28 protein-coding genes are annotated in these 22,997 nt (G+C 64.9%); 14 read left to right on the top strand and 14 right to left on the bottom strand.

The genetic code is table 11. The features are described from left to right. Positions 1 to 4: 4 nt before the first annotated feature. Positions 5 to 214 carry a zinc-finger domain-containing protein gene (locus tag K2W81_RS04965; RefSeq protein WP_294101912.1) on the top strand — a complete coding sequence of 70 codons (210 nt, stop codon included), beginning with the start codon at positions 5 to 7 and terminating at the stop codon, positions 212 to 214. A 19-nt stretch (positions 215 to 233) separates the two neighbouring features. Next, on the top strand, positions 234 to 1,661 hold the full coding sequence (gene tldD / locus K2W81_RS04970; RefSeq protein ID WP_294101913.1) for a metalloprotease TldD: 1,428 nt from the start codon (positions 234 to 236) through the stop codon (positions 1,659 to 1,661). 6 nt (positions 1,662 to 1,667) lie between these two features. Here tldD and K2W81_RS04975 read toward each other — a convergent pair whose 3' ends face one another. Continuing rightward, on the bottom strand, positions 1,668 to 1,964 hold the full coding sequence (locus tag K2W81_RS04975; RefSeq protein WP_294101914.1) for a CcdB family protein: 297 nt from the start codon (positions 1,962 to 1,964) through the stop codon (positions 1,668 to 1,670). Next, complete coding sequence (locus tag K2W81_RS04980; protein WP_366932211.1) at positions 1,964 to 2,215, bottom strand: type II toxin-antitoxin system CcdA family antitoxin; 252 nt, start codon at positions 2,213 to 2,215, stop codon at positions 1,964 to 1,966. The genes K2W81_RS04975 and K2W81_RS04980 overlap by 1 nt, the downstream gene beginning before the upstream one ends. A gap of 43 nt (positions 2,216 to 2,258) precedes the next feature. Here K2W81_RS04980 and K2W81_RS04985 point away from each other — a divergent pair, with 43 nt between their 5' ends. From K2W81_RS04985 to K2W81_RS05000, 4 genes are all read left to right on the top strand, one after another. Next, entirely contained in the window at positions 2,259 to 2,819 is a 561-nt protein-coding gene (locus K2W81_RS04985) for a pyridoxamine 5'-phosphate oxidase family protein (protein WP_294101915.1), read from the top strand. Between the two features lie 4 nt (positions 2,820 to 2,823). Then, complete coding sequence (locus K2W81_RS04990) at positions 2,824 to 3,030, top strand: DUF2007 domain-containing protein (protein WP_294101916.1); 207 nt, start codon at positions 2,824 to 2,826, stop codon at positions 3,028 to 3,030. Positions 3,031 to 3,182: 152 nt separating this feature from the next. Beyond that, a complete protein-coding gene (locus tag K2W81_RS04995) occupies positions 3,183 to 3,521 on the top strand; it encodes a P-II family nitrogen regulator (protein ID WP_294101917.1) in 339 nt (112 codons plus the stop codon). Positions 3,522 to 3,541: 20 nt separating this feature from the next. Beyond that, positions 3,542 to 4,960: an ammonium transporter gene (locus K2W81_RS05000; protein ID WP_294101918.1), complete on the top strand. Its 1,419-nt coding sequence runs from the start codon at positions 3,542 to 3,544 to the stop codon at positions 4,958 to 4,960. Positions 4,961 to 5,193: 233 nt separating this feature from the next. Here K2W81_RS05000 and K2W81_RS05005 read toward each other — a convergent pair whose 3' ends face one another. From K2W81_RS05005 to recQ, 6 genes are read right to left on the bottom strand one after another with little or no spacing between them, the layout of a single operon-like run. After that, positions 5,194 to 5,367, bottom strand: a complete 174-nt coding sequence (locus tag K2W81_RS05005; protein WP_294101919.1) for a hypothetical protein — start codon at positions 5,365 to 5,367, stop codon at positions 5,194 to 5,196. A gap of 44 nt (positions 5,368 to 5,411) precedes the next feature. Then, positions 5,412 to 6,998 carry a GMC family oxidoreductase N-terminal domain-containing protein gene (locus K2W81_RS05010; RefSeq protein WP_294101920.1) on the bottom strand — a complete coding sequence of 529 codons (1,587 nt, stop codon included), beginning with the start codon at positions 6,996 to 6,998 and terminating at the stop codon, positions 5,412 to 5,414. After that, entirely contained in the window at positions 6,932 to 7,906 is a 975-nt protein-coding gene (locus K2W81_RS05015) for a sterol desaturase family protein (RefSeq protein ID WP_294101921.1), read from the bottom strand. Before K2W81_RS05015 ends, K2W81_RS05010 begins: the two co-directional genes overlap by 67 nt. Before the next feature lie 21 nt (positions 7,907 to 7,927). Further along, positions 7,928 to 8,269 carry a hypothetical protein gene (locus tag K2W81_RS05020; protein WP_294101922.1) on the bottom strand — a complete coding sequence of 114 codons (342 nt, stop codon included), beginning with the start codon at positions 8,267 to 8,269 and terminating at the stop codon, positions 7,928 to 7,930. Between the two features lies 1 nt (position 8,270). Next, entirely contained in the window at positions 8,271 to 8,693 is a 423-nt protein-coding gene (locus K2W81_RS05025; protein ID WP_294101923.1) for a TIGR01244 family sulfur transferase, read from the bottom strand. Positions 8,694 to 8,703: 10 nt separating this feature from the next. Then, positions 8,704 to 10,461, bottom strand: coding sequence for a DNA helicase RecQ (gene recQ / locus K2W81_RS05030; protein WP_294101924.1), 1,758 nt, complete (start codon positions 10,459 to 10,461; stop codon positions 8,704 to 8,706). Positions 10,462 to 10,614: 153 nt separating this feature from the next. Between recQ and K2W81_RS05035 the strand changes: the two genes are divergently transcribed. From K2W81_RS05035 to K2W81_RS05055, 5 genes are all read left to right on the top strand, one after another. Beyond that, on the top strand, positions 10,615 to 11,115 hold the full coding sequence (locus K2W81_RS05035; RefSeq protein ID WP_294101925.1) for a DUF2975 domain-containing protein: 501 nt from the start codon (positions 10,615 to 10,617) through the stop codon (positions 11,113 to 11,115). Further along, positions 11,115 to 11,330: a helix-turn-helix transcriptional regulator gene (locus K2W81_RS05040; RefSeq protein WP_294101926.1), complete on the top strand. Its 216-nt coding sequence runs from the start codon at positions 11,115 to 11,117 to the stop codon at positions 11,328 to 11,330. The genes K2W81_RS05035 and K2W81_RS05040 overlap by 1 nt, the downstream gene beginning before the upstream one ends. After that, positions 11,330 to 12,076 carry a hypothetical protein gene (locus tag K2W81_RS05045; protein WP_294101927.1) on the top strand — a complete coding sequence of 249 codons (747 nt, stop codon included), beginning with the start codon at positions 11,330 to 11,332 and terminating at the stop codon, positions 12,074 to 12,076. Before K2W81_RS05040 ends, K2W81_RS05045 begins: the two co-directional genes overlap by 1 nt. Before the next feature lie 98 nt (positions 12,077 to 12,174). Further along, positions 12,175 to 12,993 (top strand): SDR family oxidoreductase, encoded by an 819-nt coding sequence (locus K2W81_RS05050; RefSeq protein ID WP_294101929.1) that lies wholly within the window; start codon positions 12,175 to 12,177, stop codon positions 12,991 to 12,993. Between the two features lie 64 nt (positions 12,994 to 13,057). Beyond that, positions 13,058 to 13,948: a hypothetical protein gene (locus K2W81_RS05055; RefSeq protein ID WP_294101932.1), complete on the top strand. Its 891-nt coding sequence runs from the start codon at positions 13,058 to 13,060 to the stop codon at positions 13,946 to 13,948. A 121-nt stretch (positions 13,949 to 14,069) separates the two neighbouring features. On the opposite strand, the gene K2W81_RS05060 is transcribed toward K2W81_RS05055, so the two are convergent. The 6 genes from K2W81_RS05060 to crtY form a co-directional block, all read right to left on the bottom strand. Beyond that, positions 14,070 to 15,893 carry an ABC transporter ATP-binding protein/permease gene (locus K2W81_RS05060; RefSeq protein ID WP_294101934.1) on the bottom strand — a complete coding sequence of 608 codons (1,824 nt, stop codon included), beginning with the start codon at positions 15,891 to 15,893 and terminating at the stop codon, positions 14,070 to 14,072. A 169-nt stretch (positions 15,894 to 16,062) separates the two neighbouring features. Next, positions 16,063 to 16,443 (bottom strand): hypothetical protein, encoded by a 381-nt coding sequence (locus K2W81_RS05065; protein WP_294101936.1) that lies wholly within the window; start codon positions 16,441 to 16,443, stop codon positions 16,063 to 16,065. Between the two features lie 85 nt (positions 16,444 to 16,528). After that, positions 16,529 to 17,464, bottom strand: a complete 936-nt coding sequence (locus tag K2W81_RS05070; protein WP_294101938.1) for a phytoene/squalene synthase family protein — start codon at positions 17,462 to 17,464, stop codon at positions 16,529 to 16,531. Then, a complete protein-coding gene (locus K2W81_RS05075; RefSeq protein ID WP_294101940.1) occupies positions 17,461 to 18,042 on the bottom strand; it encodes a TIGR00730 family Rossman fold protein in 582 nt (193 codons plus the stop codon). The genes K2W81_RS05070 and K2W81_RS05075 overlap by 4 nt, the downstream gene beginning before the upstream one ends. Then, the gene (locus K2W81_RS05080) at positions 18,039 to 19,517 is read right to left on the bottom strand and encodes a phytoene desaturase (RefSeq protein WP_294101941.1); all 1,479 of its coding nucleotides are present in this window, start codon (positions 19,515 to 19,517) and stop codon (positions 18,039 to 18,041) included. The genes K2W81_RS05075 and K2W81_RS05080 overlap by 4 nt, the downstream gene beginning before the upstream one ends. After that, positions 19,514 to 20,701 (bottom strand): lycopene beta-cyclase CrtY, encoded by a 1,188-nt coding sequence (gene crtY / locus K2W81_RS05085; RefSeq protein WP_294101942.1) that lies wholly within the window; start codon positions 20,699 to 20,701, stop codon positions 19,514 to 19,516. The genes K2W81_RS05080 and crtY overlap by 4 nt, the downstream gene beginning before the upstream one ends. A gap of 142 nt (positions 20,702 to 20,843) precedes the next feature. On the opposite strand from crtY, the gene K2W81_RS05090 reads away from it, so the two are divergent. The 3 genes from K2W81_RS05090 (at position 20,844) to K2W81_RS05100 (ending at position 22,991) form a co-directional block, all read left to right on the top strand. Further along, positions 20,844 to 21,668: a sterol desaturase family protein gene (locus K2W81_RS05090; protein WP_294101943.1), complete on the top strand. Its 825-nt coding sequence runs from the start codon at positions 20,844 to 20,846 to the stop codon at positions 21,666 to 21,668. After that, positions 21,598 to 22,023: a DUF2141 domain-containing protein gene (locus tag K2W81_RS05095; RefSeq protein WP_294101944.1), complete on the top strand. Its 426-nt coding sequence runs from the start codon at positions 21,598 to 21,600 to the stop codon at positions 22,021 to 22,023. Before K2W81_RS05090 ends, K2W81_RS05095 begins: the two co-directional genes overlap by 71 nt. 104 nt (positions 22,024 to 22,127) lie before the next feature. After that, positions 22,128 to 22,991, top strand: coding sequence for a MipA/OmpV family protein (locus K2W81_RS05100; RefSeq protein WP_294101945.1), 864 nt, complete (start codon positions 22,128 to 22,130; stop codon positions 22,989 to 22,991). Positions 22,992 to 22,997 lie beyond the last annotated feature (6 nt).

Here is a 22,997-nt window from a genome sequence, read left to right on the forward strand (position 1 = left end):
CGCCATGATCCCGCCACCCGAAACCACGCGCGTTAGCGCACCCCGCGTTGCCTGCGACGGCGCGCATGCCGGGATTCCCGCTGCGCTCGGCCATCCGCGCGTGTTTCTGGAGATCGACGAGCGCGGTTTCGTCGATTGCGGCTATTGCGACCGGCGCTTCGTGCTGATCGGCGGCCCGGCGGATACCGACGGGGTGGCTGGCGCCGCCGCCTGATGCCCCTATATTGCCGGGCATGACCAGCCCGACAGACCCCCGCGCTTTCCTCTATGCCGCCACGCTCGACCCCGCCGAAGCGCAAGCGCTGACCGCGCAGGCGCTCGCGCATGCCGATGACGGTGAGCTTTACCTGCAATATCGCAAAGCCGAGGCATTCGGCTTCGACGATGGTCGACTGAAGACCGCCAGCTATGATTCGCACGCCGGTTTTGGCCTGCGCGCGGTGTCGGGCGAGACGACGGCGTTCGCGCATTCGAGCGAAATCAGCGCCGCCGCGATCAAGCGCGCGGCCGAGACGATGGCACTGATCGATCCCGCCACCGGCCCCAAGGCGCCACCGCCGCAGGGTACCAATCGCCACCTCTACACCGGCGCCGATCCGCTCGACCTGATGCCCTTCGCCGACAAGGTGAACCTGTGCCAGACGATCGACGCTGCCGCGCGCGCGCGCGATCCGCGCGTCGCCCAGGTATCGGTGTCGCTGTCGGGATCGTGGAGCGTCGTTGAAATCGTCCGCGCCGATGGCTTTGTCGCGACCGACATCCGCCCGCTGGTGCGCCTCAACGTCTCGATGGTCGTGGAGCAGAATGGCCGCCGCGAGACGGGCACCTTCGGGCTGGGCGGGCGCTACCTCTATGATCAGGTCACCTCGCCCGAGGTCTGGAACCGCGCCATCGACGAAGCGCTGGCGCAGGCATTGGTCAATCTCGACGCGGTCGATGCACCGGCGGGCGAAATGACGGTGCTGCTCGGCCCCGGCTGGCCCGGCATCCTGCTCCACGAAGCGATCGGCCACGGGCTTGAGGGCGATTTCAACCGCAAGGGCACCAGTGCCTTTTCAGGCCGCATCGGGGAGCGCGTCGCGGCGCCCGGCGTGACGGTGGTCGACGACGGTTCGCTCAACGATCGGCGCGGGTCGCTGTCGATCGACGACGAAGGCACGCCGACGCAGGAAACGACGCTGATCGAGGACGGCATTCTGAAGGGCTATATCCAGGACCGGCTCAACGCACGGCTGATGGGCGTCGCGCCAACGGGCAACGGCAGGCGAGAGAGCTTCGCGCACGCGCCGATGCCGCGCATGACCAACACCTTCATGCGCGGCGGGCGCGACAACCCCGCCGAGCTGCTGGGCCGCGTGAAAAAGGGCATCTTCGCCAAGAGCTTCGGCGGCGGGCAGGTCGATATCGTGTCGGGCAAATTCGTGTTCAGCTGCACCGAGGCCTATCTGGTCGAGAATGGCCGCATCGGCGCGCCGATCAAGGGCGCGACCTTGATCGGCGACGGGCCGAGCGTGCTCACCCGCGTGATCGGCATCGGCAACGATTTCGCGCTCGACGAAGGCGTCGGCATGTGCGGCAAGGGCGGCCAGAGCGTGCCCGCTGGCGTTGGGCAACCCACCTTGCTGGTCGACGGGCTGACGGTGGGCGGGACGGCGGTTTAGCGCCGTTCAAACGCCAGTAAGCAACATATCGAAGGCAGAGATGATCTCCAGGCGTGCATGATCGAGCGACGCGATGGGCTTACGTAGTTCGGCGGCGCGAATCGCTGTTGCAAATTGCGTCATCAACATCACGTCTTCGCCGTTCACTGAGAATATTGGGTTGAGCCGGGGTTCTTGCCGATGGCTCTGGCTGACGGGTTCAAGCGGCACCACAAGGCGCGTCGCGATGCCCCCGAAATGATCTGCCTGGCAGTCGACGACCATGCCGCCATCCATCAATATGTAGACGTCAGACTGCGCCATCAGAACAGGCGGTAGCGCTCGAGCGGCAGACCACGCTCATCAATCCAGCGATTGACCGAATCAGCCCACTCGCGATTCTCCTCGCGCCATTGGCGCGCACGTTCGCTTCGACTCGCCTCGCGCAATGCCGCTTCGCAAATCTGGCTCAGGTTCAAGCCAGCCGCGCGGGCAGCCTCGACGACGCCTGTGTCGAGCGATAGATTGACGGCCTTGCGCTTGCCGGAAGCGATGGAATCGATCTTCATGCGCATAATTTATGCGCATCAGTCATGCGCGTCAATGCGGAGGTCGCCGATGTCCGAGTTCTTCACTGCCCTGAACGATGATCACCGCGCCTTCATCGCGCGCCAGCCGATCTTCTTCGTGGCGACTGCGGCCGAAGGCGCGCGGATCAACCTGAGCCCCAAGGGGATGGATGCGTTTCGCGTGCTGGGCGACAATCGCGTCGGCTATCTCGATCTCGGCGGGTCGGGGAATGAGACGCATGCGCATCTCGCCGCCGATGGCCGCATCACGATCATGTTCTGCGCGTTCGACAATCCCGCGCTGATCCTGCGGCTTTACGGACGCGGGCATGCGGTGGTGGCCGGGACGCCAGAGTACGTCTCTCTAGCCAGCCATTTTCCACGCCTGCCCGGTGCGCGCCAGATCTTCGACATCGCGGTCGACAGCGTGCAGGAAAGCTGCGGCTGGGGCGTGCCGCGCATGACCTTCGACGCCGAGCGCCGCACGCTGGTCAAATATCACGCCCAGCAGGACCCCGTCGAACGCCTCGCGCGGATTGCCGAGCGGACGCACAGCATCGATGGCCTGCCGGTGACAGTGCAGACGGCGATGCCTGCGTGGGACGCCTGACCCGGTGCCGCTGGCTGAACTCGGTCGCTTCTCGAAGAACGAAGCCAATATCGTGATCTGCGCGCTTGACGCGCAGGGCATCCCGGCGGTCGCGTTTGACGAAGGCGCGAGCATCGCCGACGGCAGCCAATATTTCATCCCGGTGCGGGTGATGGTCGACGACAGCGACCTTGCCGACGCACGCGCGATCGTCGCGGCGGCGCAGGGCTAGACTGCTGAAAAAACAGGCAGCCCTTCGCAACTGCACAAAAATCCACCGCGCTGCGACATGATCCTAACGCCGATTCACACAGATTAACGTAGAATTACGTTTGGCACGGTGTTTGCGTAGCGATCTGCCGTGGCAATAGCCGGGGGATCCATGTGAAGCTCGTCATCGCGATTATCAAACCATTCAAGCTCGACGAGGTGCGCGAAGCGCTCACCGCGATCGGGGCGGCGGGCATGACCGTCACCGAAGTGCGCGGCTTTGGGCGGCAGAAGGGCCAGACCGAAATCTATCGCGGCGCCGAATACACCACATCGATGGTGCCGAAGATCAAGATCGAGATCGCGTGCAGTGCCGATCTCGCGCCGCGTGTCGCCGAGACGATCCAGGCAGCGGCGCAGACCGGCGCGATCGGCGACGGCAAGATTTTCATCCTCGATATCGATTCGGCTGTGCGCATCCGCACTGGCGAAACCGACGAGACCGCACTGTGATTGGGGCTGTGAGGGGGATTATGACCAAGAATTTGAAGATGGCGGCAGCGGGCATTGCGATGCTCGGGCTCGCCTATGCCGTCCCGGCCCTTGCCCAGGCACCGGCGGCGCCATTCCAGCCCACAGCGGCGATGGTCAACAAGGGCGACACGACGTGGATGCTGATTTCATCGGTGCTGGTGCTGATGATGTCGGTGCCGGGGCTCGCGCTCTTCTATGGCGGGCTGGTGCGCACCAAGAACATGCTGAGCATCCTGATGCAGGTGTTGATGATCGTGTCGGTCGCCAGCCTTGTCTGGGTGTGCTGGGGCTATAGCCTTGCCTTCACGGCGGGTAGCGGTGCGACCGCGCCGTTCATCGGCGGCCTGTCCAAGGTGATGCTGCAGGGCGTCGATGCAAGCACGTTTGCCGCGACCTTCTCGAACGGCGTGTACTTGCCCGAATATGCCTTCGTCATCTTCCAGATGACCTTCGCGTGCATCACCCCCGCGCTGATCGTCGGCGCCTTTGCCGAGCGGGTGAAATTCACCCCGCTGATGATTTTCGTCGTGGCCTGGCTGACGCTTGCCTATTTCCCGATCGCGCACATGGTCTGGTATTGGGCAGGCCCGGATTTCCTCCCCGCCAATCCGACGGATACCGGCTATCTGTGGGGCAAGGGCGCGCTCGATTTCGCGGGCGGTACCGTCGTCCACATCAATGCCGGGATCGCGGGCCTCGTCGGCTGCCTGATCATCGGGCCGCGCGTCGGCTATAACAAGGATCCGATGCCGCCACATTCGCTGACGATGACGATGATCGGCGCGTCGCTGCTGTGGGTCGGCTGGTTCGGCTTCAATGCCGGCTCCAACCTCGAAGCCAATGGCGTCACCACGGTTGCGTTCATCAACACCTATGTCGCGACGGCAGCCGCCGCAGTTGCGTGGGCGGTGATCGAACAATTCGTCCACAAAAAGCCCTCGCTGCTGGGGGCCGCAACGGGTGCCGTCGCGGGTCTCGTCGCGATTACGCCGGCAAGCGGCCTTGCGGCGCCGATGACGTCGATCGTGCTCGGTTTCGTCGCCTCGGGCGTCTGCTTCGTGTTCGTGACCACGGTGAAGCGCGCGCTGAAATATGACGACTCGCTCGATGTGTTCGGCGTCCACTGCGTCGGCGGCATCGTCGGCGCGCTGGGCACGGCGATCTGCGCTGACCCGGCACTCGGTGGGCAGGGCTTCTTCAACTATAAGGTCACGCCCGCCGTTCTCGACGCTTACGACATGGGAACGCAGCTTTGGGTCCAGCTCCAAGCGGTCGGCATCACGCTGCTGTGGTCGGGCGGGGTCAGCGCGGTGCTGTTCCTGGCGCTCAAATACACGATTGGCCTGCGCCCGTCGGCCGAAGTCGAAGCCGAAGGGCTCGACATCAACGAACATGGCGAGCGCGCCTATAATTATTGACGAGATCGGGCCGCGCGCACGGGGGTGCGACGCGGCCCAACCGAGGTTCCTCCTGCGGACGCACTGGCCGGTGGCGAAAGTCACCGGCCCTTTTTTTGGAGAGGGATGGTTTTTGGACTGAATCACCACCCATCCGCTTGTTTCGAGCGACGTCGAGAAACGCTGGCGCGTCGCCTTTGGCCTGTTTCTCGACTTCGCTCGAAACGAACGGGTCAAGGAAGAGTCATCATCCTCTAGCTGAGCGCCGGGGGCTCGCTGTCGGGGGGTGGCGTTTCGGGTAAGGGCGGCACGGGGGCCTCTTCCTTGCGCATCCGCCGCGCGGCCATCGACGCGCCGAGCAGGAAACCGCCCGGGACGAACAGGATGGTGGCCACAAGGCCGATACGCCGCCAGTTGGTCTTTGCCATCGCCCCCGCCTAAGCGCTTTAGCGGCGGGGCGAAACCCTTGAGCTTAGCCTAGATCGGCGCGCACGAAATCGGCGCAGCGCTCGCCGATCATGATCGACGGCGCATTGGTGTTGCCGCTGACGAGCTTGGGCATGATCGACGCATCTGCGATATACAGCCCCTCGACCCCGCGGACGCGCAACTGCGGGTCGCAGACCGCGCCCTCGTCCGACCCCATGCGCGCCGTCCCGACCGGGTGATAAATCGTGTCCGATCGCGCGCGGATCAGCCGGTCGAGCGCGTCGTCGTCGTTCAGGTCAATGGGGTTGCGGTCGCGGCCGTTGTAGTCAGAGAGCGGCGGCGATTCGAGGATGCGGTACATCGCCTTGATGCCCTTTTTCATCAGCGCGATGTCGCGCGGATCGGTGAGGAAGGCGGGGTCGATCAACGGCGCGGCGCGCGCATCGGTCGAGGCGAGCCGCACCGTGCCTTTGCTCTCGGGTCGCAGCACGCAGACATGCCCCGAAAAGCCATGCGCCTTCACCTTGGTGCGGCCGTGATCCTCAAGCGCGGCAATCACGAAATGGAGCTGGACATCGGGGCAGGGCGAGTCGGGATCGACTTTCAGGAAGGCGCCGCCTTCGGCATAGGGCGATGTCATCGCGCCGCTGCGCTTGGTGAACCATTGCCAAAAGGATTTCAGCCCGTTGATCTGCCCGGTCAGCGTTTGCCCCAGGAAACGCGTATCATCGCATTCGTACGACGCGACATAATCGAGGTGATCCTGCAGATTGCCGCCAACTTCGCCGCGATCGATCCGCACCGCAATGCCATGCTCAGCGAGATGCGCGGCCGGGCCGATGCCTGACAGCATCAGGATTTGCGGCGTACCAAACACGCCGCCTGCAAGAATCACCGCACGGCGCGCGCGCAACTCCTTGGCCTCACCCTTTTGGAGATAGGCAACGCCCCAGGCGCGGCCTTCGTCGAACAGCACGCGTTCAACCGTCACCCCGGTTTCGATGCGCAGATTGGCGCGGTCGCGGTGTGGCTCGATATAGCCGCGCGACGCGCTCCAGCGCTCGCCACCCTTTTGTGTCACTTGATAAAGGCCGATCCCGTCCTGCCGCGCGCCGTTGAAATCGTCGTTGCGCGGAATCTGGAGGTTCGCGCCTGCCTCGATAAACGCCATTGTGCCGGGATTGGGGCTGGTCTGTTCGCTCACCCAGAGCGGGCCGTCACCGCCATGATATTCATCGCCGCCGCGCACATTGGTCTCGGCGCGCTTGAAATAGGGCAGCACCTCGTCATAGCGCCAACCGTCGCAGCCCATCGCCGCCCAATTGTCATAATCCCACGCATTGCCGCGGATATAGACCATCGCGTTGATCGCCGATGAGCCGCCCAGCCCCTTGCCGCGCGGCTGATAGCCGCGCCGTCCGTTGAGCCCCACTTGCGGCACCGTTTCGAACTGCCAGTTGGTCGCGGGCGTCTGAAACGGGATCATCCCCGGAATGCGCGTGCGATAGCCGGTGTTGTTGCCGCCCGCTTCGAGCAAGGTGACCTTATACTTGCCGCCTTCGCTCAGGCGACCGGCGACGGCGCTGCCGCCTGATCCGCCGCCGATGACGACGATATCGGTTTCTTCCACGCGTCGCTCCCCAATTGTTGTTCTCTTTGTTGCCGCTGTAGCCAGCGTGCCTTGATGATTTCGGACGTATCCCGGCTGCCGTCGTGGCTCCAGCCCGGCGGCATCAGCATATAGCCGAGCTTGGCCGTGAGCGTCGGCGCGGCCCACACGTCCTTTGCAATCGCGACCCATTCATGGAACGCCGACCAGAGCAGGTTGAAACTGCCGAGATTCTTGACGATGCCATAGCGCGGCGGCTCATCGGCGCGCTCGGGCTCGAAAGTGCCGAGCCATTTGTCCCACACGATGAACACGCCCGCGTAGTTTTTGTCGAGATAGCGCGGGTTGGTCGCGTGGTGGACGCGGTGGTGGCTCGGCGTGTTCATCACCGCCTCGAACCAGCGCGGCATCTTGTCGATCGCTTCGGTATGGATCCAGAATTGGTAGATCAGGTTGATCCCGCCGACGAACGCCAGCATTGCCGGATGAAAGCCGATCAGGAACAGCGGCAGCTTGATCAGGATGCCCATCGAGAAAGCACCGGTCCAGGTCTGCCGCAGCGCCGTCGACAGATTATAATGCTGGCTCGAATGGTGGATAACATGGCTCGCCCATAGCCAGCGGATGCGGTGTCCGGCGCGGTGGACGAGGTAGTAAAAGAAATCATCGGCGACGAAAGCGATGACGAACCAATACCATTGCCAGCCGATGTCGAAGAGCCGGTACTGCCACACCGCCAGCGCAAAACCGCCGAGCAGTCCGCCGAAGATCACGCCCGAAACGACACTCCCCAGCCCGAGACCGAGCGACGTCAGCGTGTCGCGCGGTTCATAGCGTTGGGGATGGGTCAGCTTCACGGCGATCATTTCGATCAGCACCAGCGCGACAAAGCCGGGGACGGCAAGATCGGTGGGGTTGGGAAGCGCCATGGCAGCTTGCTTACACCAGTGTCAGCGCCGAACCAAGACGGGGCCGAACAGCGCTTCGCCGGTGTCGACCTGCCAGCCTTCGGGTGTCTCATGCACGGCGTCGGCAGGCACCCGCCGCGCGACGAAATGCGCGCCGTGCCGCTTCAGCACCGCAACGCTGCCGTCGCGGCCGTGGACCAGCGCCGTCTCGCCATCGGTAGCGATAATCGCCTCGCGCGCGTCAAAGCCCGACAGCATCGCCTCGGCCTCGCGCACGGCAAACGCCGCATCGACGATCGGCGGCGTGCGCCCGAGCCTAAGCAGCCACGTCAGGCCCGCCAGCGCGAGCACCGCGACCAGCGACCCGCCGAGCTGGACCCACATCTCAGTGCCCGCCCGCGAGCGCCTGCATCATCCCCGCGACCGGTGACAGGTCATAGCCCGCCGCCGCTGCCTTTTTGAACAGCTCCGCAGGTTCAGCCCCTGCCTTGGCACTGGCGAGCGCCCAGAGCATGCAACTGCGCGTCCCCGATCGGCAAAAGGCGAGCACCGGGCCGTCCGCCATCGCGCTGGTCATTGCGTCGAGCTGCGGATGCGCGAATCCGGCATGCGTCACCGGAATCTCGGCGTAGCGCAGCCCGAGCGTCTCGGCGACGCGGCGGATCGCGTCGCCTTCGGGCTGGTCGGGCTCCTCGCCTTCGGGGCGGTTGTTGATGATGCCCTTGTACCCGGCGCGGGCGATGTCGGTGACATCGGCCGGCGTGATCTGCGGGGCGACAGCGAAATGTTGGTCGAGCGGAATGATCATGGGACGCAGCCTAGCCCGCTTCGCGGATCACCGACAAGAAGGCGTCGCCATAAGCTTCCATCTTTCGTGCGCCGATGCCGCTGATCTGCGCGAGCGCGGCGCGGCTGGTGGGTTTCAGCGCCGCCATTTCGCGCAGCACCGAATCGTGGAAGATCACATAGGGCGGCACCTTGGCCTCGGCGGCCAGTTCGCGGCGCTTGGTGCGCAGCGCATCGAACAGCGGATCGTCGGGGAGGGGCTCGGCGCGATCACGCGTGCGGCGGCGCGGTGGCGGCGGGGCGACGATCTGCACCGATTCCTCGCCTTTCAGCACCGCGCGCGCCCGGCCGCCGAGTTGCAGTCCGCCATGCTCGGTCGGCGTCAGCAGCCCGCGTGCTTGCAGCGCGCGCGACAGCGGCTTGATCAGCTTGACATCGTCGCCGCTAACGATGCCGAACACGCTGAGCTGGTCATGCCCCATCTTCGCCACGCGCTCGTCGGCTGAGCCAGTCAGCACCTTCTCGATATGCCCCAACCCAAAGCTCTGCCCGGTGCGATACACCGCCGACAGGAATTTGCGCGCGAGCTCGGTCGCGTCGAACAGCACGGGTTGCGACAGGCAATTGTCGCAATTGCCGCAGGTTTCGGACGGCGACTCGCCGAAATGGCGCAGCAGCACCGCGCGGCGACACCCCGGCGTTTCGATCAAGCCTTGGAGCGCATTCAACTGCGCGCGCCCTGCCGCCTGCCGCTCGGGCTCGACCTCGCCGACACGCCGCCACGCCTGCGCCCAATCCTCAGCGCCCCAGAACAGATGCGCCTGCGCCGGATCGCCATCGCGGCCTGCGCGGCCCGTTTCCTGATAATAGGCCTCGACCGACTTGGGCAGCCCGGCGTGGGCGACGAAGCGGACATCGGGCTTGTCGATGCCCATGCCGAACGCGATCGTCGCGCACATCACCATATCTTCGCTATCGACGAAATCGGCCTGGTTGCGCGCGCGCACCGCCGGGTCGAGCCCAGCGTGATAAGCGCGCGTCGGCCGCCCGGTCTTCACGAGCTGCGCCGCGAGCCGCTCGGTGCCCGCGCGAGTCGTCGTATAGACGATGCCCGGCCCGGGGACCGCGCGCGCGAGCGCCGCCAACTGCGCGCCGACATTGTCGCGCGGGGTAATGGTATAGCGGATGTTGGGCCGGTCGAACCCGGCGATCACGAGTCCATCGGCGGGAATGCCGAGCTGGTCGAGAATATCGGCGCGGGTATGCGCGTCGGCGGTTGCGGTCAGCGCGAGCCTTGGTACCTCCTCGAAGCGGTCGAGCAATGGCCGCAGCAGCCGGTAATCGGGGCGGAAATCATGCCCCCATTCGCTGACGCAGTGCGCCTCGTCGATCGCGAACAGGCTGAGCGTCGACTGGCTCAGCAGATGGCGGAACGAATCGTTCGATGCACGCTCGGGCGCGACATAGAGCAGATCGAGCGCGCCCGCGCGGAAGCGCGCGACCGTCTCGGCCTGATTGGTGTCGACGGACGTCAAGGTGGCAGCGCGAATGCCGACGGCTTCGGCGGCGCGGAGCTGGTCGTGCATCAGCGCGATCAACGGCGACACCACGACGCAGGTCCCCGGCAGCGCCACCGCAGGCAGTTGGTAACACAGCGACTTGCCCGCGCCGGTCGGCATCACCGCCAGCGTATTCGCGCCCGCCATTACGCGGTCGACCACATCGCGCTGGACGCCGCGAAAATCGGGAAAGCCAAACGTCTGTTGCAGGATGGGAAGCGGATCGATCACGCAGGCGCGCTTAGCCGTTCGGGCGCGCGATTGTCGAGCGGCTGTGGCGCGACAGACAGCGCGACTCGGGCACCTTCCATATCGTTCATCGATAAATAACTTGCCGAATAGCAATAAGTGATATATCGAATATCAATAAGGAGATTCGTTCACATGCTCTCATCGACAAAATGGTTGCTCCGGCTTTGTAACATCCTGAACTGGATCGGGGTGGCTTTTGTCTGCATCGTGATGGTCGTGCTGATCATCGATCCGGCCCCGCTTGCTGCGCGGCTGGCGACGCGGTTCGGCAGCAATGAAGAACTGGTCCGTTGGTCGTTCGTGGCGGTCTGCGCGCTGGTCGTACCCGCCGGCATTGCCACCAATCGCATTTTCACGCGGCTGATCGCGATGATCGATTCGGTGGTCGCCGGATCGACCTTTCACCCCGACAATGTCGGGCGCATCCAGACGATTGCCTGGGCGATGCTCGCGCTCCAGCTGCTCGATCTCGTGTTCGGGGCGATTTCGCTCAGCCTCAGCAAGGTGACCGGCGACTATTTCGGCTGGAGTCTGTCGTTTGGCGGCTGGCTGTCGGTGCTGATGCTGTTCGTTCTCGCACAAGTCTTCCGCCAGGGTGCCCAAATGCAGGCCGATCTCGAAGGGTTGGTCTGATGGTGATCCGCGTCACGCTCGATGCGATGCTCCACCAGCGGCGGATGACGCTGACCGAACTGGCGGAGAAGGTCGACATCACGCTCGCCAATCTGTCGATCCTCAAAACCGGCAAGGCACGCGCGATCCGCTTCTCCACGCTCGAGGCGATCTGCCTCGCGCTCGACTGCCAGCCCGGCGACATTCTCATATTCGATCTTGAAGGAGAGCAATGATGGCAACGATACCCTATCAAACCGTCAAATCTTCGCCCGGACGCTGGCTGCGCGATGGTGCGACGGCGGTGTGGCGCACCTATGCGGAAGGGGGTCGCGGGCTGATCGCCGCGCCGCTCATTGCCGCGCTGGTGGTGGTACCCGAAGCGCTGCAACACGTCGTCGAACTCGGCATGGGCATTTTCGATTCGCCTGAAGCGGCACGCGCGCTCCGAAATGATCCCCTGCGGATGGCGTTCGGGATGCCGAAGGTGGTCGCGTTCGTGATGGCGATCCTTGCCTTTGCGCGCTTCCATGCGCTTGGTTCGGTGCGCGCCGCCTTGTTGCCGGGTTGGCGAACGGTTGGCGCTGTCGTTGTCGCGGTCGCTTTGTGGAACGCGCTGGGGTTTGCGATCCAATGGGTCCAGCACGCGCTCGGCGCGAGCCCGCTCGCCTCGATCGTGGTGGCGATCAACTGGGCAAGCCAGCTCCTGTTGCTGATTCCGATCATTGCCTTGCTGCTCGACGATAGTCGCCGGCCGGTCTGGCACCATGTCCGCCGCTGGCAGGCGCTCGTCGCGCTGGCGCTGCTTTTGCCGCTGGCGTTCGCGCCCTCATGGTATCTGCACAAAGCCCTTCACGTGCTGGCGCTGCGCACGCCCTTCGCCGCCGATGTCGCGTTGCTGGCGTTCGACGCGGTGTTGATCGGCGTGCTGGCGTCGATCACCGGCGCCGCTCTGGTACGGGGCTTTCGTACCGGCGGCTGATCGCGCGCGGCGCCGATCGTCGCGCCCGTAGCTTGCGTTGGTGCGTTATGTTGGCGCAATCGGTCTGATGCTCTCCATCGGGCGCACGAGGAAACATCATGACCGACACGATTAGCCACCCGGGCCGCCTGCACGGCAAGATCGCGCTCGTCACGGGCGCGGCGCGCGGCATCGGCGCTGCCATCGTCCGCGCCTTCGTGGCGGAGGGCGCGACGGTGTGGATCACCGATATCGACGGCGAAGCGGGGGCGGCGCTCGCCAATGATATCGGCGGCGCGACGCGCTTTGCACCGCTCGACGTGGGCGACGAAAGCGATTGGGAAGCGGTGATCGCCGATCTGCTCGATCGCGACGCGCGGCTCGATGTGCTCGTCAACAATGCCGGCATCACCGGACTTGGCCCCGATAGCGGGCGGCACGATCCCGAACATGTCAGCCTTGCCGAATGGCATGCCGTCCACCGCGTCAACCTCGACGGGACGATGCTCGGATGCCGCTATGCGATCCGCGCGATGCGGCCGCAGCGATCGGGCGCGATCATCAACATCTCGTCGCGCTCGGGTCTTGTCGGCATTCCCGGGGCGGCGGCCTATGCCTCGTCGAAGGCGGCGGTGCGCAACCACAGCAAGACCGTGGCTTTGTGGTGCGCGCAACAGGGGCTCAACATCCGTTGCAATTCGGTCCACCCGGCGGCGATCCTGACCGACATCTGGGAACAAATGCTCGGTGACGGCGCCGACCGCGCCGACAAAATGGCGGCGCTGGTCAAGGATACCCCGCTCAAGCGCTTCGGCCTGCCCGACGAAGTCGCTGCCATGGCGCTATTCCTCGCCAGCGACGAAGCCACCTATGTCACCGGCAGCGAATTCGACATCGACGGCGGGCTGCTCGCGGGGTCGGCGGCGTCTCCCGGCTAAGCTGCCTTGCTTTGGCCATGACGCGCGGCTGATATGCGACGGCGTGTTTTTCAGGAGAAGATTGATGCCGACGCGACCGTTGCCGATCGTCATGGCGTCCGCCGCACTCTGCCTGCTGATGGGCGCCGCCAAACCGACGACTCCGCTCGTGGTGCGCGGTGACGGGCTCGTCAACGCAACCATCGGCGGCACAGCCGCGCGCATCCGCATCACCCCCTGGGCACCCGCCGCGCCCACGCTCAACCCCGATTTCGCCGACCGGATCGGGCTGAAGGGCGGCTGGTTCGGCTTTGCGGTCAAGGTCGGCCCGGTCAAGGTGAACGGCAAATCGAGCGTCACCCGGCTCGATTTCGGCACGATGAGCTTTCGCCGCCGCGTCGTGTGGTTCGATCGGCGTTATGAGCCGCAGGGTGACGGCGCGGTCGGCCCGGGCGGACTGCCCGCCGAGGTGATTCGCTTCGAGCTCCGCAGCCCGCGCCCCGGCGAGCGCGTCGCCACTTTGCCGCTGGTGCAGCGCCTGTTCCAGCCGACCTATAGCCGGATCACGGTCGCCGGGCGCGAGGTCAACATCCTGTTCGACCCGCAGCACGCGCAGACCTTGGCGACGGCGGGCGCGGGCGGTGCGATTGCGGCCGATTATGGCGGGCAACTGGTCGGTGCGACCGGCAAGGCCGAAGTCGCGTTCGGCATCGATCGGCCAATCCGCACGCTCAAGCTAGCGCGGTCGCTCGCGATCGGGCCGCTCCGCTTCGACAGCGTGCCGGTGCGGATCGGCGACAGCGGCTCGGTCGCGGGCATTGCCGATGCGGATGCCGATCCGGATGAAGTGGTCGTCACCGCCAAAGGCGGCGGCAAACGCCGCGACGTGCTGATCATCGGCCGCGACGCACTGGCGGGCTGTTCGTCGATCATATTCGACAAACCGGCCAAGGTGATCCGGTTGAGTTGTTTGTAGGCAGCAACGCTGTGCCAACCCCCGTTGGTGTCGAGCGAAGTCGAGACACCTTGGGCCTTAGCTTGCGGCCTGTTTCTCGACTTCGCTCGAAACGAACGGGGGAGTGGCTGAGGGCTAACCCCTACTCCGCCGCCAGCGTTTCCTCCGCGCGTTCCTGTGCCTGACGGTTCCACATTTCGGCATAGAGCCCGCCTTTGCGCAGCAGCGCGGTATGCGTCCCGCGCTCGCGAACTTGCCCCGCGTCGAGCACGACAATCTCGTCGGCGTTGACCACTGTCGACAACCGGTGCGCGATAACGATCGTCGTTTGGCGCTTCGAAATCGCCTCGAGCGTCGCCTGAATCTCGCCTTCGGTGCGGCTGTCGAGCGCGCTGGTCGCCTCATCCAGAATCAGGATCGGCGGGTTCTTGAGGAGCGTGCGCGCAATCGCCACGCGCTGCTTCTCACCGCCCGACAGCTTCAGCCCACGTTCGCCGACGCGCGCGCCATAGCCACCGGGTTGCGCCGCGATAAAATCGGCAATCGCCGCCCCCCGCGCCGCGCCCTCGATCTCGGTCTGGGTCGCGCCTTCACGGCCATAAGCGATGTTATAGGCGATCGTGTCGTTGAACAGCACCGTGTCCTGCGGGACGATGCCGATCGCGGCGCGTAAGCTCGCCTGCGTGACCTGCGCAATATCCTGCCCGTCGATCGTGATCCGCCCGCTGGTCAGATCGTAGAAGCGGTAGAGCAGCCGCGCGAGCGTCGACTTGCCCGCGCCCGACGGGCCAACGATCGCGAGCGTGCCGCCCGCCGGGATATCGAGATCGATCCCCTTCAGGATGCGCCGCTCGGGGTCGTAATCGAACACGACATTTTCGAAGCGGACATGCCCGGTGCTCACCACCAGATCGCGCGCACCCGGTGCATCGACCACTTCGGCGGGCGCATCGATCAGGTCGAACATCGCCGCCATGTCGACCACGCCCTGCCGGATCGTGCGATAGACCATGCCGAGCAGATCGAGCGGGCGGAACAATTGCGCGAGCAAGGTCGACACCAGCACGACATTGCCGGCGTTGAACTGGCCCTGCGACCAACCCCAGACGACCAGCCCCATCCCGCCTGCCATCATCAAATTGGTGATCAGCGATTGCCCGATGTTGAGCCACGCGAGCGAATTCTGGTTCTTGACCGCCGCTGTTGCATAGGCGGCCATGGCCTTGTCGTAGCGGATTGCCTCGCGCTCTTCAGCGCCGAAATATTTGACCGTTTCGAAATTGAGCAGCGAATCAACGGCATGCGCGACCGCGCCGGTATCGAGATCGTTCATTTGCGCGCGCAAGGCATTGCGCCAATCGGTGACGATCCGCGTGAAGGCAATGTACACGCCGACCATCACCAATGTGCCGATCACCAGCCACGCGCCAAAGGTCGAGCCGAAGATCTGGAGCACCAGCACCAGCTCGAGCACCGTCGGCGCGATGTTGAACAGCAGGAAATAGAGCATGGTGTCGATGCTCTTGGTCCCGCGCTCGACCACCTTGGTGACCGCGCCCGTCCGGCGTTCGAGGTGGAAGCGCAAGCTCAGCATGTGCAGGTGGCGGAACACCGTCGCTGCCAGCCGCCGCGTTGCATCCTGCCCGACGCGCTCGAACACCGCATTGCGCAAATTGTCGAACAATACGCTGCCGAACCGCGCCGCTGCGTACCCAACCACCAGCGCCAGGATCAGCGTGGTCGCGCCGCGATCACCCTTCGCCATATCATTGACGATGCCTTGCAGCGCATAGGGCGCGCCATAAACCTGCACCAGCTTCGACGCGATGATCAGCAGCAGCGACAGCACGATCCGCACCCGCAGCGCGGGCTGATCCTTGGGCCATAAATAGGGCAGGAACCGCCGCAGCATCGGCCACAAGGGCGGCTCGGCGGTTTTGGCTTTGGGGGGATCAATCGGCGGCATCTACCCCCCATGTAGGATGGCTGAAGCCTTGGCGAAAGCACCGTGCGCGGGGCGTTGATCCGCTCCCTCCCCGTTTATGTCGGGCGAGGTCGAGACACCTGGCGGAGCGCTTGGGGCTTGTTTCTCGACTGCGCTCGAAACGAACGGGTCAAAAGGGGGGCATCCGGTCCTAAGTCGAGAAAAGCGTCAGTCCGCGCTCGCGACCGCGTGCCGTGTCTCCCGGCGACGACGGATGATGCGCGCGGGGCGTGGCACTGCCCCAGCCCCATCCAATGCCGCCGCTGCGCTCAACCGGCTTTTTGCGCTCGATACTTGGCGCCGGTGTCTGGCCCCGCGCGCGGATCGCGGGCCGGTCGCCACTGGCCGATCCGGTTTGCGTCGGCAGCGATCCCAAAATCTGGTCGCGCAGCATCGCTTCGAGGTCGTCGAGGCCCGCTGCCGCCGCCACCGCGCGCCGCCGCAACAGCGCGGCGAGCACGGTGGGGCGCACCGCCACCACTGCCGCGCCGCGCGGGATACGCAGTTTTGTCGGGAACGCAGCCATCGTCACGCCGAGTCGATCCTCACGAAAATCGTTGAGTCGCCATAGCCTGCGAAACCTCACCGAAAGCGGACGAGACTCGGTTGACGCGGCGTTAGGGGCGTTGGCGCGGGCGCACCCAGCCGCCGCCCGGACCCCCGGAGTAGCGCGCTTTGCGGCTGCCCGCCTGTCGTCCGGCAAGCAGGATCGCGCCGATTTTCTCGGTCGCCGATGTCGTTACGCGGCTGTCCCAGGCATGCCCGCCGCGCGCGGCAACTTTGCGCCCGATATCGCCATAGATTTTGGCTGCCGCCAGCACCGCCCAGGCCGATCGGAAACCGAGCGCCGGCGTGCCCACGCGCGCGCTCTCCTCGAACGCGGCGGCGCGCGTCGTCAGTCGCGCGACCAGCTCGGTCAGCGCAGGCCGATGCGCGGGCGCCATCAGCGCGGCGACGCGAATATCCTTCTCCGCCAGCCAGTCGGTCGGCAGATAACACCGCCCGACGCTTGCATCCTCATCAATGTCGCGGGCGATATTGGCAAGTTGAAACGCCAAGCCCAGGTCACACGCGCGATCAAGCGTCGCCTCATCCTGCGGATCGACGCCCATCACCACCGCCATCATGCAGCCCACGACGCCCGCGACACGATAGCAGTATCGCAGCAGATCATCCTCGGTCTTGGGCCGCCAGCCTTCGGCATCGAGCGCAAACCCGGCGATATGATCGCGCGCAAAGCCATGCGGCAGGCTGGTTTCGGCCACGACGATGCGCAGTGCCTCGAACGGCGGCTCGCCGGTCGGCTCGCCTGCCAGCGCGAGTTCGGTGAGCACGCTCAATCGCGCGAGCCGGGCCATTGGGTCGTCGACCACGGTCATGCCGTGGCCATGATCCTGCCCGTCGGCGATGTCATCGCACGCGCGGCACCAGCTGTAGAGCAGCCACGCCCGTTCGCGGGTCGGCTTGTCGAACAGCTTGCTCGCCGCCGCAAAGCTGCGCGATCCGCGCGCGATCGACACACGGGCTGCCTCGACGACGTCGCCGCGCGTCACAGGTCGCGGGCGCCAATCTGCTGGATCGTCGTGATCGGCGCGGCATGCGCCATTTTGTCGAGCAGACCGTCCAAACTCGTGTCGACGATCATCAGCCCCTGATGCTGCGGGCGAATGAAGCCGACCTCGCCCATTTTCGCCGCAAAAGTGACCAGTCCATCATAAAAGCCCGCGACATTGAGCACGCCGACCGGCTTGGCGTGATAGCCGAGCTGCGCCCAGCTCAGCGCTTCCCACAATTCATCCATCGTGCCGGTGCCGCCGGGCAAGGTGACGAAGCCGTCGGACAGATCGGTAAACGCCTGTTTGCGCTCGTGCATCGTGCGGCAAACGTGCAACTCGGTCAGCCCGCGATGCGCGACTTCGGCATCAACCAGCGCCTGCGGGATAATGCCGATCACCTCGCCGCCCGCTTCGAGCGCAGCATCGGCGACCGCGCCCATCAACCCCAGCCGCCCGCCGCCATAGACCAGCCCGATCCCGCGCTCGGCGAACGACCGGCCGACGGCGCGTGCCGACTCGATATAGACCGGGTCGGCAGGCGAGGCCGAGCCGCAATAGACGGCGAGGCGTTTCACCGCCCCTCCTCCAGCATCAGCTTGGCGGTCGCCTTTGCGCTACCCACAACGCCCGGAATCCCCGCGCCCGGGTGGGTCCCTGCGCCGACGAAATAGAGGTTCGGGATATGGTCGTCGCGATTGTGGACGCGGAAATAGGCCGATTGCAGCAGGGTCGGCTCAAGGCTGAAGGCGCTGCCCAGATGCGCGTTCAGGTCGGCGCTGAAATCGCTCGGCGCGTAATGGAATTTGGTGACGATGCGGTCGTGAATGTCAGGGATCAGCCGCTTGCCGATTTCATCGAGAATGCGCTTTTCGAGGATCGGGCCAATCTCGGCCCAGTCGACCGGGAATTTGCCCTGATGCGGCACCGGCGCCAGCGCATAGAAGGTCGAATGCCCCTCGGGGGCCATCGACGGATCGGTGACGGTCGGGTGGTGGAGATAGAGCGAGAAATCCTCGGCCAGCACGCCGTGCCTGTAAATATCGTCGAGCAATCCCTTATAGCGCGGGCCGAACAGGATCATGTGGTGCGGGATGTCAGGGAACGTCCCCTTCAGCCCGAAATGCGCGACGAACAGCGACGGCGAATAGGTTTTCCGTTCCAGCCGCGCGCGCGTGCGCTGCGCCGAGCGCGAAGTCTTCAACAGATCGCGGTAGCTGTGCATGACATCGGCGTTGCTCGCGATCGCATCGGCCTGCACCGACCAGCCGCTCTTCGTCGTGACCCCAGTCGCGCGGTCACCGAGCGTGTCGATCGACGCCACCGGATCGCCGAGCCGCAGCACCCCGCCGAGCCGCTCGAAATGGGTGACCATCCCGGCGATCAGCTTGTTGGTGCCGCCCATCGCGAACCAGACGCCGCCGTCCTTTTCCAGCTTGTGGATGAGCGCATAGATCGAACTCGTCGTCATCGGATTGCCGCCGACGAGCAGGGTGTGGAACGACAGCGCCTCGCGCAGCTTGGGGTTTTTGACGTAACTCGACACGATCGAATGCACCGATCGCCACGCCTGATATTTCATCAGGCTGGGCGCCGCCTTGATCATCGACGCGAAGTCGAGAAAGGCGACATGGCCCAGCTTTTCATAGCCTTCGGTGTGAACGCCGGTCGAATATTCAAGGAACCGGCGATAGCCATCGACATCGGCCGGATCGAGCTTGGCAATCTCGGCAGCGAGCTGCGGCTCGTCGTTCGAATAATCGAAATTGGTGCCATCGGGCCAGTTGAGCCGGTAAAAGGGCATCACCGGCGCCAGCGTCACGTCATCGCTCATCGACCGGCCCGACAGCGCCCACAGCTCTTGCAGGCACGGCGGATCGGTGATCACGGTCGGCCCGGCATCGAACACGAAGCCGTCTTTTTCCCACACATAGGCGCGGCCGCCCGGCTTGTCGCGCGCTTCGACCAGGGTCGTCTGGACCCCCGCCGATTGCAGCCGGATCGCGAGCGCCAGGCCGCCGAAACCGGCGCCGATTACCACCGCCGACTTCATGCCTTCTTGCTCCTAATGGCGCGGATGGCCGCCGAAATCTTGACGGGCGGCTTGCCCAGCAAGATGCGTGCTTGGTCGATCATGGTGGTTTGTCCTGCGTAGAAACGCCCAACCAGCGCGGGGTTGAGCCGATAGAAGCGCTCGAGGATGCGGTATCGTTCATCCGGCGCCCCGGCGCGATACAGCATTTTGTCGAGCATGCGGTAAAAGCCGCGACCTTTCCACGTCTGCGCCGCAAAGCCGTGCATCAGCTCGTGGAGGCCTTTGCCCGACAGGTCGCGGGTGCGGGCGATCAGGCACGCGGTGCGCACCGCATCGGGCAGCGAATAGCCGGTGGTCGGGTGGAACAGCCCGGCGCGCATGCCCGCCTTGGCCACGCCATTGCCGCCGCTGCGCCAATAGGCTTCGAAATCGCCGCCGAGCGCGACCGGCAGCGCGCCTTGCTCTTCGCGCACGACATGGTCGACCTGCCAGCCGCCCGCCGCGACATAGTCGCTCAGCCGCGCGCCAATCGGATCGCTGTTCGCGCCACCGACGACCGGGCGGTAGAGGTCGGGGGTGTCGCTGTAATAGGTATCCTCGACGAACAGCCGCGTCGCCGAAAAGGGCAGCACATAGACGAAGCGATAGCCGTCGATCTGCTCGACCGTGGCGTCCATCACCAGCGGCCGCGCAACGTCGTGCGGTTCAGCGAGCGCATATTCGCGCCCGACGAATTTTTGCCAGCCAAGGTCGAGTGTCGACAAATCGCCCGCGCCGCGCGCGTCGATGACCCCCTTGGCCTCGATCCGGTCGCCATCGTCGAGCACCACAGCGGTGGCACTCGCGCCGAGCACGCGGCGGCCGAGCATCAGCGCGCCTTCGGGCAGTGCTGCGCGGACCTGCGCATCGAGCCGTTCGGACTCGATCGAATAATAGGTCGCCTTGATCATGCGCTGGTGCGCGGGGAACTGAATGTCGTAGCTCGACCAGCCGTGGCAGACGAGCGGCGCGATCAGCCAGCGATCGGCGGGCGCGACATCGGTGCCAAAGAACGACCACAAATGATTGCCGCCGATCGACGGCCCGCCTTCGACGATGCGCACATCCATGTCGGGCCGCTTTTTGGCGAGCGCAAGCGCGATCAAGCCGCCGGCGAGCCCGCCGCCGACAATCGCGAGATCGCACTGGATCGTGGCTGCCATCGGCTTGGCCTAACCAATGCGCGCGCGCCGCGAAACCCTTTCGTGTCGTTTCGGCAATGATTGGTCGGCAAAGCGACTCGGTTCGCCCGTTTCGGGCGTTGTTGCGCTTCCATCGCCGACTCGGAGCGCATATGAGGGAAACATGCCGATTTTGCTTGCCGTCGTCTTTTCCGCGCTCGCGATGATTGCCATCGTCGGCACGCGTTATTTGCTGGTCAGCGGCGCTTTTGCGGCGGCGACGCGGCTGCGCCATCCCGGACTCTACACCGGCCTTGGCAAGCAGATTCGCCGCGAAATCGGCTGGAGCCTCGCCAGTGCCGCGATCTACGGCATTCCGGCAGGCGTAATTGCCTGGGGATGGGCGAATCGCGGCTGGACCGCGATCTATACCGATCTGGCGGCCTGGCCCTTATGGTATTGGCCACTCTCGATTTTTCTCTATCTCTTCGCGCACGACACCTGGTTTTACTGGACGCATCGCTGGATGCACCAACCCAAATGGTTCAAGCGCGCGCATGCGGTGCATCACGCCAGCCGCCCACCAACCGCCTGGGCGGCGATGGCATTTCACCCGATCGAAGCGCTGACCGGCGCCATTGTCATCCCGCTGCTGGTGTTCGTCATCCCGATCCATGTTGGCGCGCTGGTCGTCGTGCTGAGCGTGATGACGGTGATGGGTGTCACCAATCACATGGGGTGGGAGATTTTCCCCCGGTTCATCTGGGCTGGTGCATTGGGGGAATGGGTGATCACGGCCAGTCATCATCAGCGGCATCATACGGAGTATAGGGGAAATTATGGGCTTTACTTCAGATTTTGGGACCGGCTCTGCGGCACCGATCGCGGGCTTGGCAGCTTCACCGCCGACGCGCAGCGCGGCACCGGGGGCAGCATTCATGCGGCGGTTGGGGGCCGCGCTGACGCTGGTCGCGCTGACGACGGGCGCCGCGCCAACCGGCTCGCTTGATGTGCGGATCGACCGGCTGCGTTCGGCGAAGGGCGTGCTGCGCATCTGCCTGACGGCTGATCCGAAGAATTTCCCCGGCTGCGTCGATGATGCCCGCGCGATCACGCGGTCAGTGCCGGCGAGCGAGCACGAGGTGCAGTTCAGCGGCTTGCCCTATGGCCAATATGCGATTGCCGTGATCCATGACGCAAACAACAATGCCAAGCTCGACACCTTGCTCGGCATCCCGCGCGAGGGCTTTGGCTTTTCGCGCAATCCGACGATCAATTTCGGTCCGCCGCGATTCAAGTCGGCTGAATTTGGTGTCGAATCGTCCCCTGTGACTCAAACGATCGAAATGCGCTATTTTCTGTGATCTCAAGCGGCTCGGAGCTAAAGGTGCCGGTGCTGCGTTATGGCCCCTGACCCTTTGCCCGGAGACTTTTCGTGCCGCTGTATCGCTTGCCTCACGCCCGTTTTTTGCCTGCCGTCCTGTTCGCTGGACTGATTGCCGCCCCCGCAGTTGCGCAGGACGCCCCCGCTGACCGCCCGCCGAGCGTCGCCGGTCCCGCCGATCCCAACGCCGATGACGGGCGCGACACGCTGACGATCGGCGGCGGCGTTGCGTTCCTGCCGAGCTACGAAGGGTCGAACAATTACGTCGTCATTCCGGCCGCCGCCGTGCGCGGCCGGGTTTCGGGCTTCAACTTCTCGACGCGGGGCACCGTGCTCAGCGTCGACCTGCTGCGCGATCGCTCGTCGCACGGATTCGACGTGCAGTTCGGCCCGGCGATCAACGTCAATTTCAACCGCATCGGGCGCCGGGTCGACCAGGCCGTGCTGCTGTTGACCACGCGCAAGATCGCGTTGGAAGCCGGCGGATTTTTCGGCGTCGCCAAGACGGGCGTGTTCACCAGCCCTTATGACAGCTTGGGGGCGAGTGTGACGGTGCTCGCCGATACCACCGGCATCCACAACAGCTATACGATCACGCCGACGGTGAATTATGGCACGCCGCTCAGCCGCAAGGCCTATGTCGGCGTTTCGGTGTCGGGCACCTGGGCAGGCGACGGCTATGCCCGCAGCTATTTCGCCGTGACCGCGCCCGAATCGGTGCGCAGCGGTTTGCCGGTATTCACCAATCCCAAGGGCGGGTTCAAAAATTACAGCATCGGCGCGCTCGGCACCTATTCGCTCACTGGCGATCTGCGGCACGGGCTCGGTATCTATGTCGTCGGCAATTATAGCCGCTTGCAGGGCGATTTCGCGCGCAGCCCGCTGGTCAGCGTCGTCGGTAATCCCAACCAGTGGATCGGCGCGGTCGGGCTTGGTTATACGTTCTGATCGCCC

Source organism: Sphingomonas sp. (genome assembly GCF_019749955.1).
Classification (GTDB): domain Bacteria; phylum Pseudomonadota; class Alphaproteobacteria; order Sphingomonadales; family Sphingomonadaceae; genus Sphingomonas.

Bases quoted from the DNA above. Each gene is read 5' to 3' on its own strand.
- K2W81_RS04965 (WP_294101912.1), top strand. From the start codon at position 5: ATGATCCCGCCACCCGAAACCACGCGCGTTAGCGCACCCCGCGTTGCC.
- tldD (WP_294101913.1), top strand. From the start codon at position 234: ATGACCAGCCCGACAGACCCCCGCGCTTTCCTCTATGCCGCCACGCTC.
- K2W81_RS04975 (WP_294101914.1), bottom strand. From the start codon at position 1,964: ATGGCGCAGTCTGACGTCTACATATTGATGGATGGCGGCATGGTCGTC.
- K2W81_RS04980 (WP_366932211.1), bottom strand. From the start codon at position 2,215: ATGCGCATGAAGATCGATTCCATCGCTTCCGGCAAGCGCAAGGCCGTC.
- K2W81_RS04985 (WP_294101915.1), top strand. From the start codon at position 2,259: ATGTCCGAGTTCTTCACTGCCCTGAACGATGATCACCGCGCCTTCATC.
- K2W81_RS05000 (WP_294101918.1), top strand. From the start codon at position 3,542: ATGACCAAGAATTTGAAGATGGCGGCAGCGGGCATTGCGATGCTCGGG.
- K2W81_RS05005 (WP_294101919.1), bottom strand. From the start codon at position 5,367: ATGGCAAAGACCAACTGGCGGCGTATCGGCCTTGTGGCCACCATCCTG.
- K2W81_RS05015 (WP_294101921.1), bottom strand. From the start codon at position 7,906: ATGGCGCTTCCCAACCCCACCGATCTTGCCGTCCCCGGCTTTGTCGCG.
- K2W81_RS05020 (WP_294101922.1), bottom strand. From the start codon at position 8,269: ATGTGGGTCCAGCTCGGCGGGTCGCTGGTCGCGGTGCTCGCGCTGGCG.
- K2W81_RS05025 (WP_294101923.1), bottom strand. From the start codon at position 8,693: ATGATCATTCCGCTCGACCAACATTTCGCTGTCGCCCCGCAGATCACG.
- K2W81_RS05035 (WP_294101925.1), top strand. From the start codon at position 10,615: ATGCTCTCATCGACAAAATGGTTGCTCCGGCTTTGTAACATCCTGAAC.
- K2W81_RS05040 (WP_294101926.1), top strand. From the start codon at position 11,115: ATGGTGATCCGCGTCACGCTCGATGCGATGCTCCACCAGCGGCGGATG.
- K2W81_RS05045 (WP_294101927.1), top strand. From the start codon at position 11,330: ATGGCAACGATACCCTATCAAACCGTCAAATCTTCGCCCGGACGCTGG.
- K2W81_RS05050 (WP_294101929.1), top strand. From the start codon at position 12,175: ATGACCGACACGATTAGCCACCCGGGCCGCCTGCACGGCAAGATCGCG.
- K2W81_RS05055 (WP_294101932.1), top strand. From the start codon at position 13,058: ATGCCGACGCGACCGTTGCCGATCGTCATGGCGTCCGCCGCACTCTGC.
- K2W81_RS05060 (WP_294101934.1), bottom strand. From the start codon at position 15,893: ATGCCGCCGATTGATCCCCCCAAAGCCAAAACCGCCGAGCCGCCCTTG.
- K2W81_RS05080 (WP_294101941.1), bottom strand. From the start codon at position 19,517: ATGAAGTCGGCGGTGGTAATCGGCGCCGGTTTCGGCGGCCTGGCGCTC.
- crtY (WP_294101942.1), bottom strand. From the start codon at position 20,701: ATGGCAGCCACGATCCAGTGCGATCTCGCGATTGTCGGCGGCGGGCTC.
- K2W81_RS05090 (WP_294101943.1), top strand. From the start codon at position 20,844: ATGCCGATTTTGCTTGCCGTCGTCTTTTCCGCGCTCGCGATGATTGCC.
- K2W81_RS05095 (WP_294101944.1), top strand. From the start codon at position 21,598: ATGCGGCGGTTGGGGGCCGCGCTGACGCTGGTCGCGCTGACGACGGGC.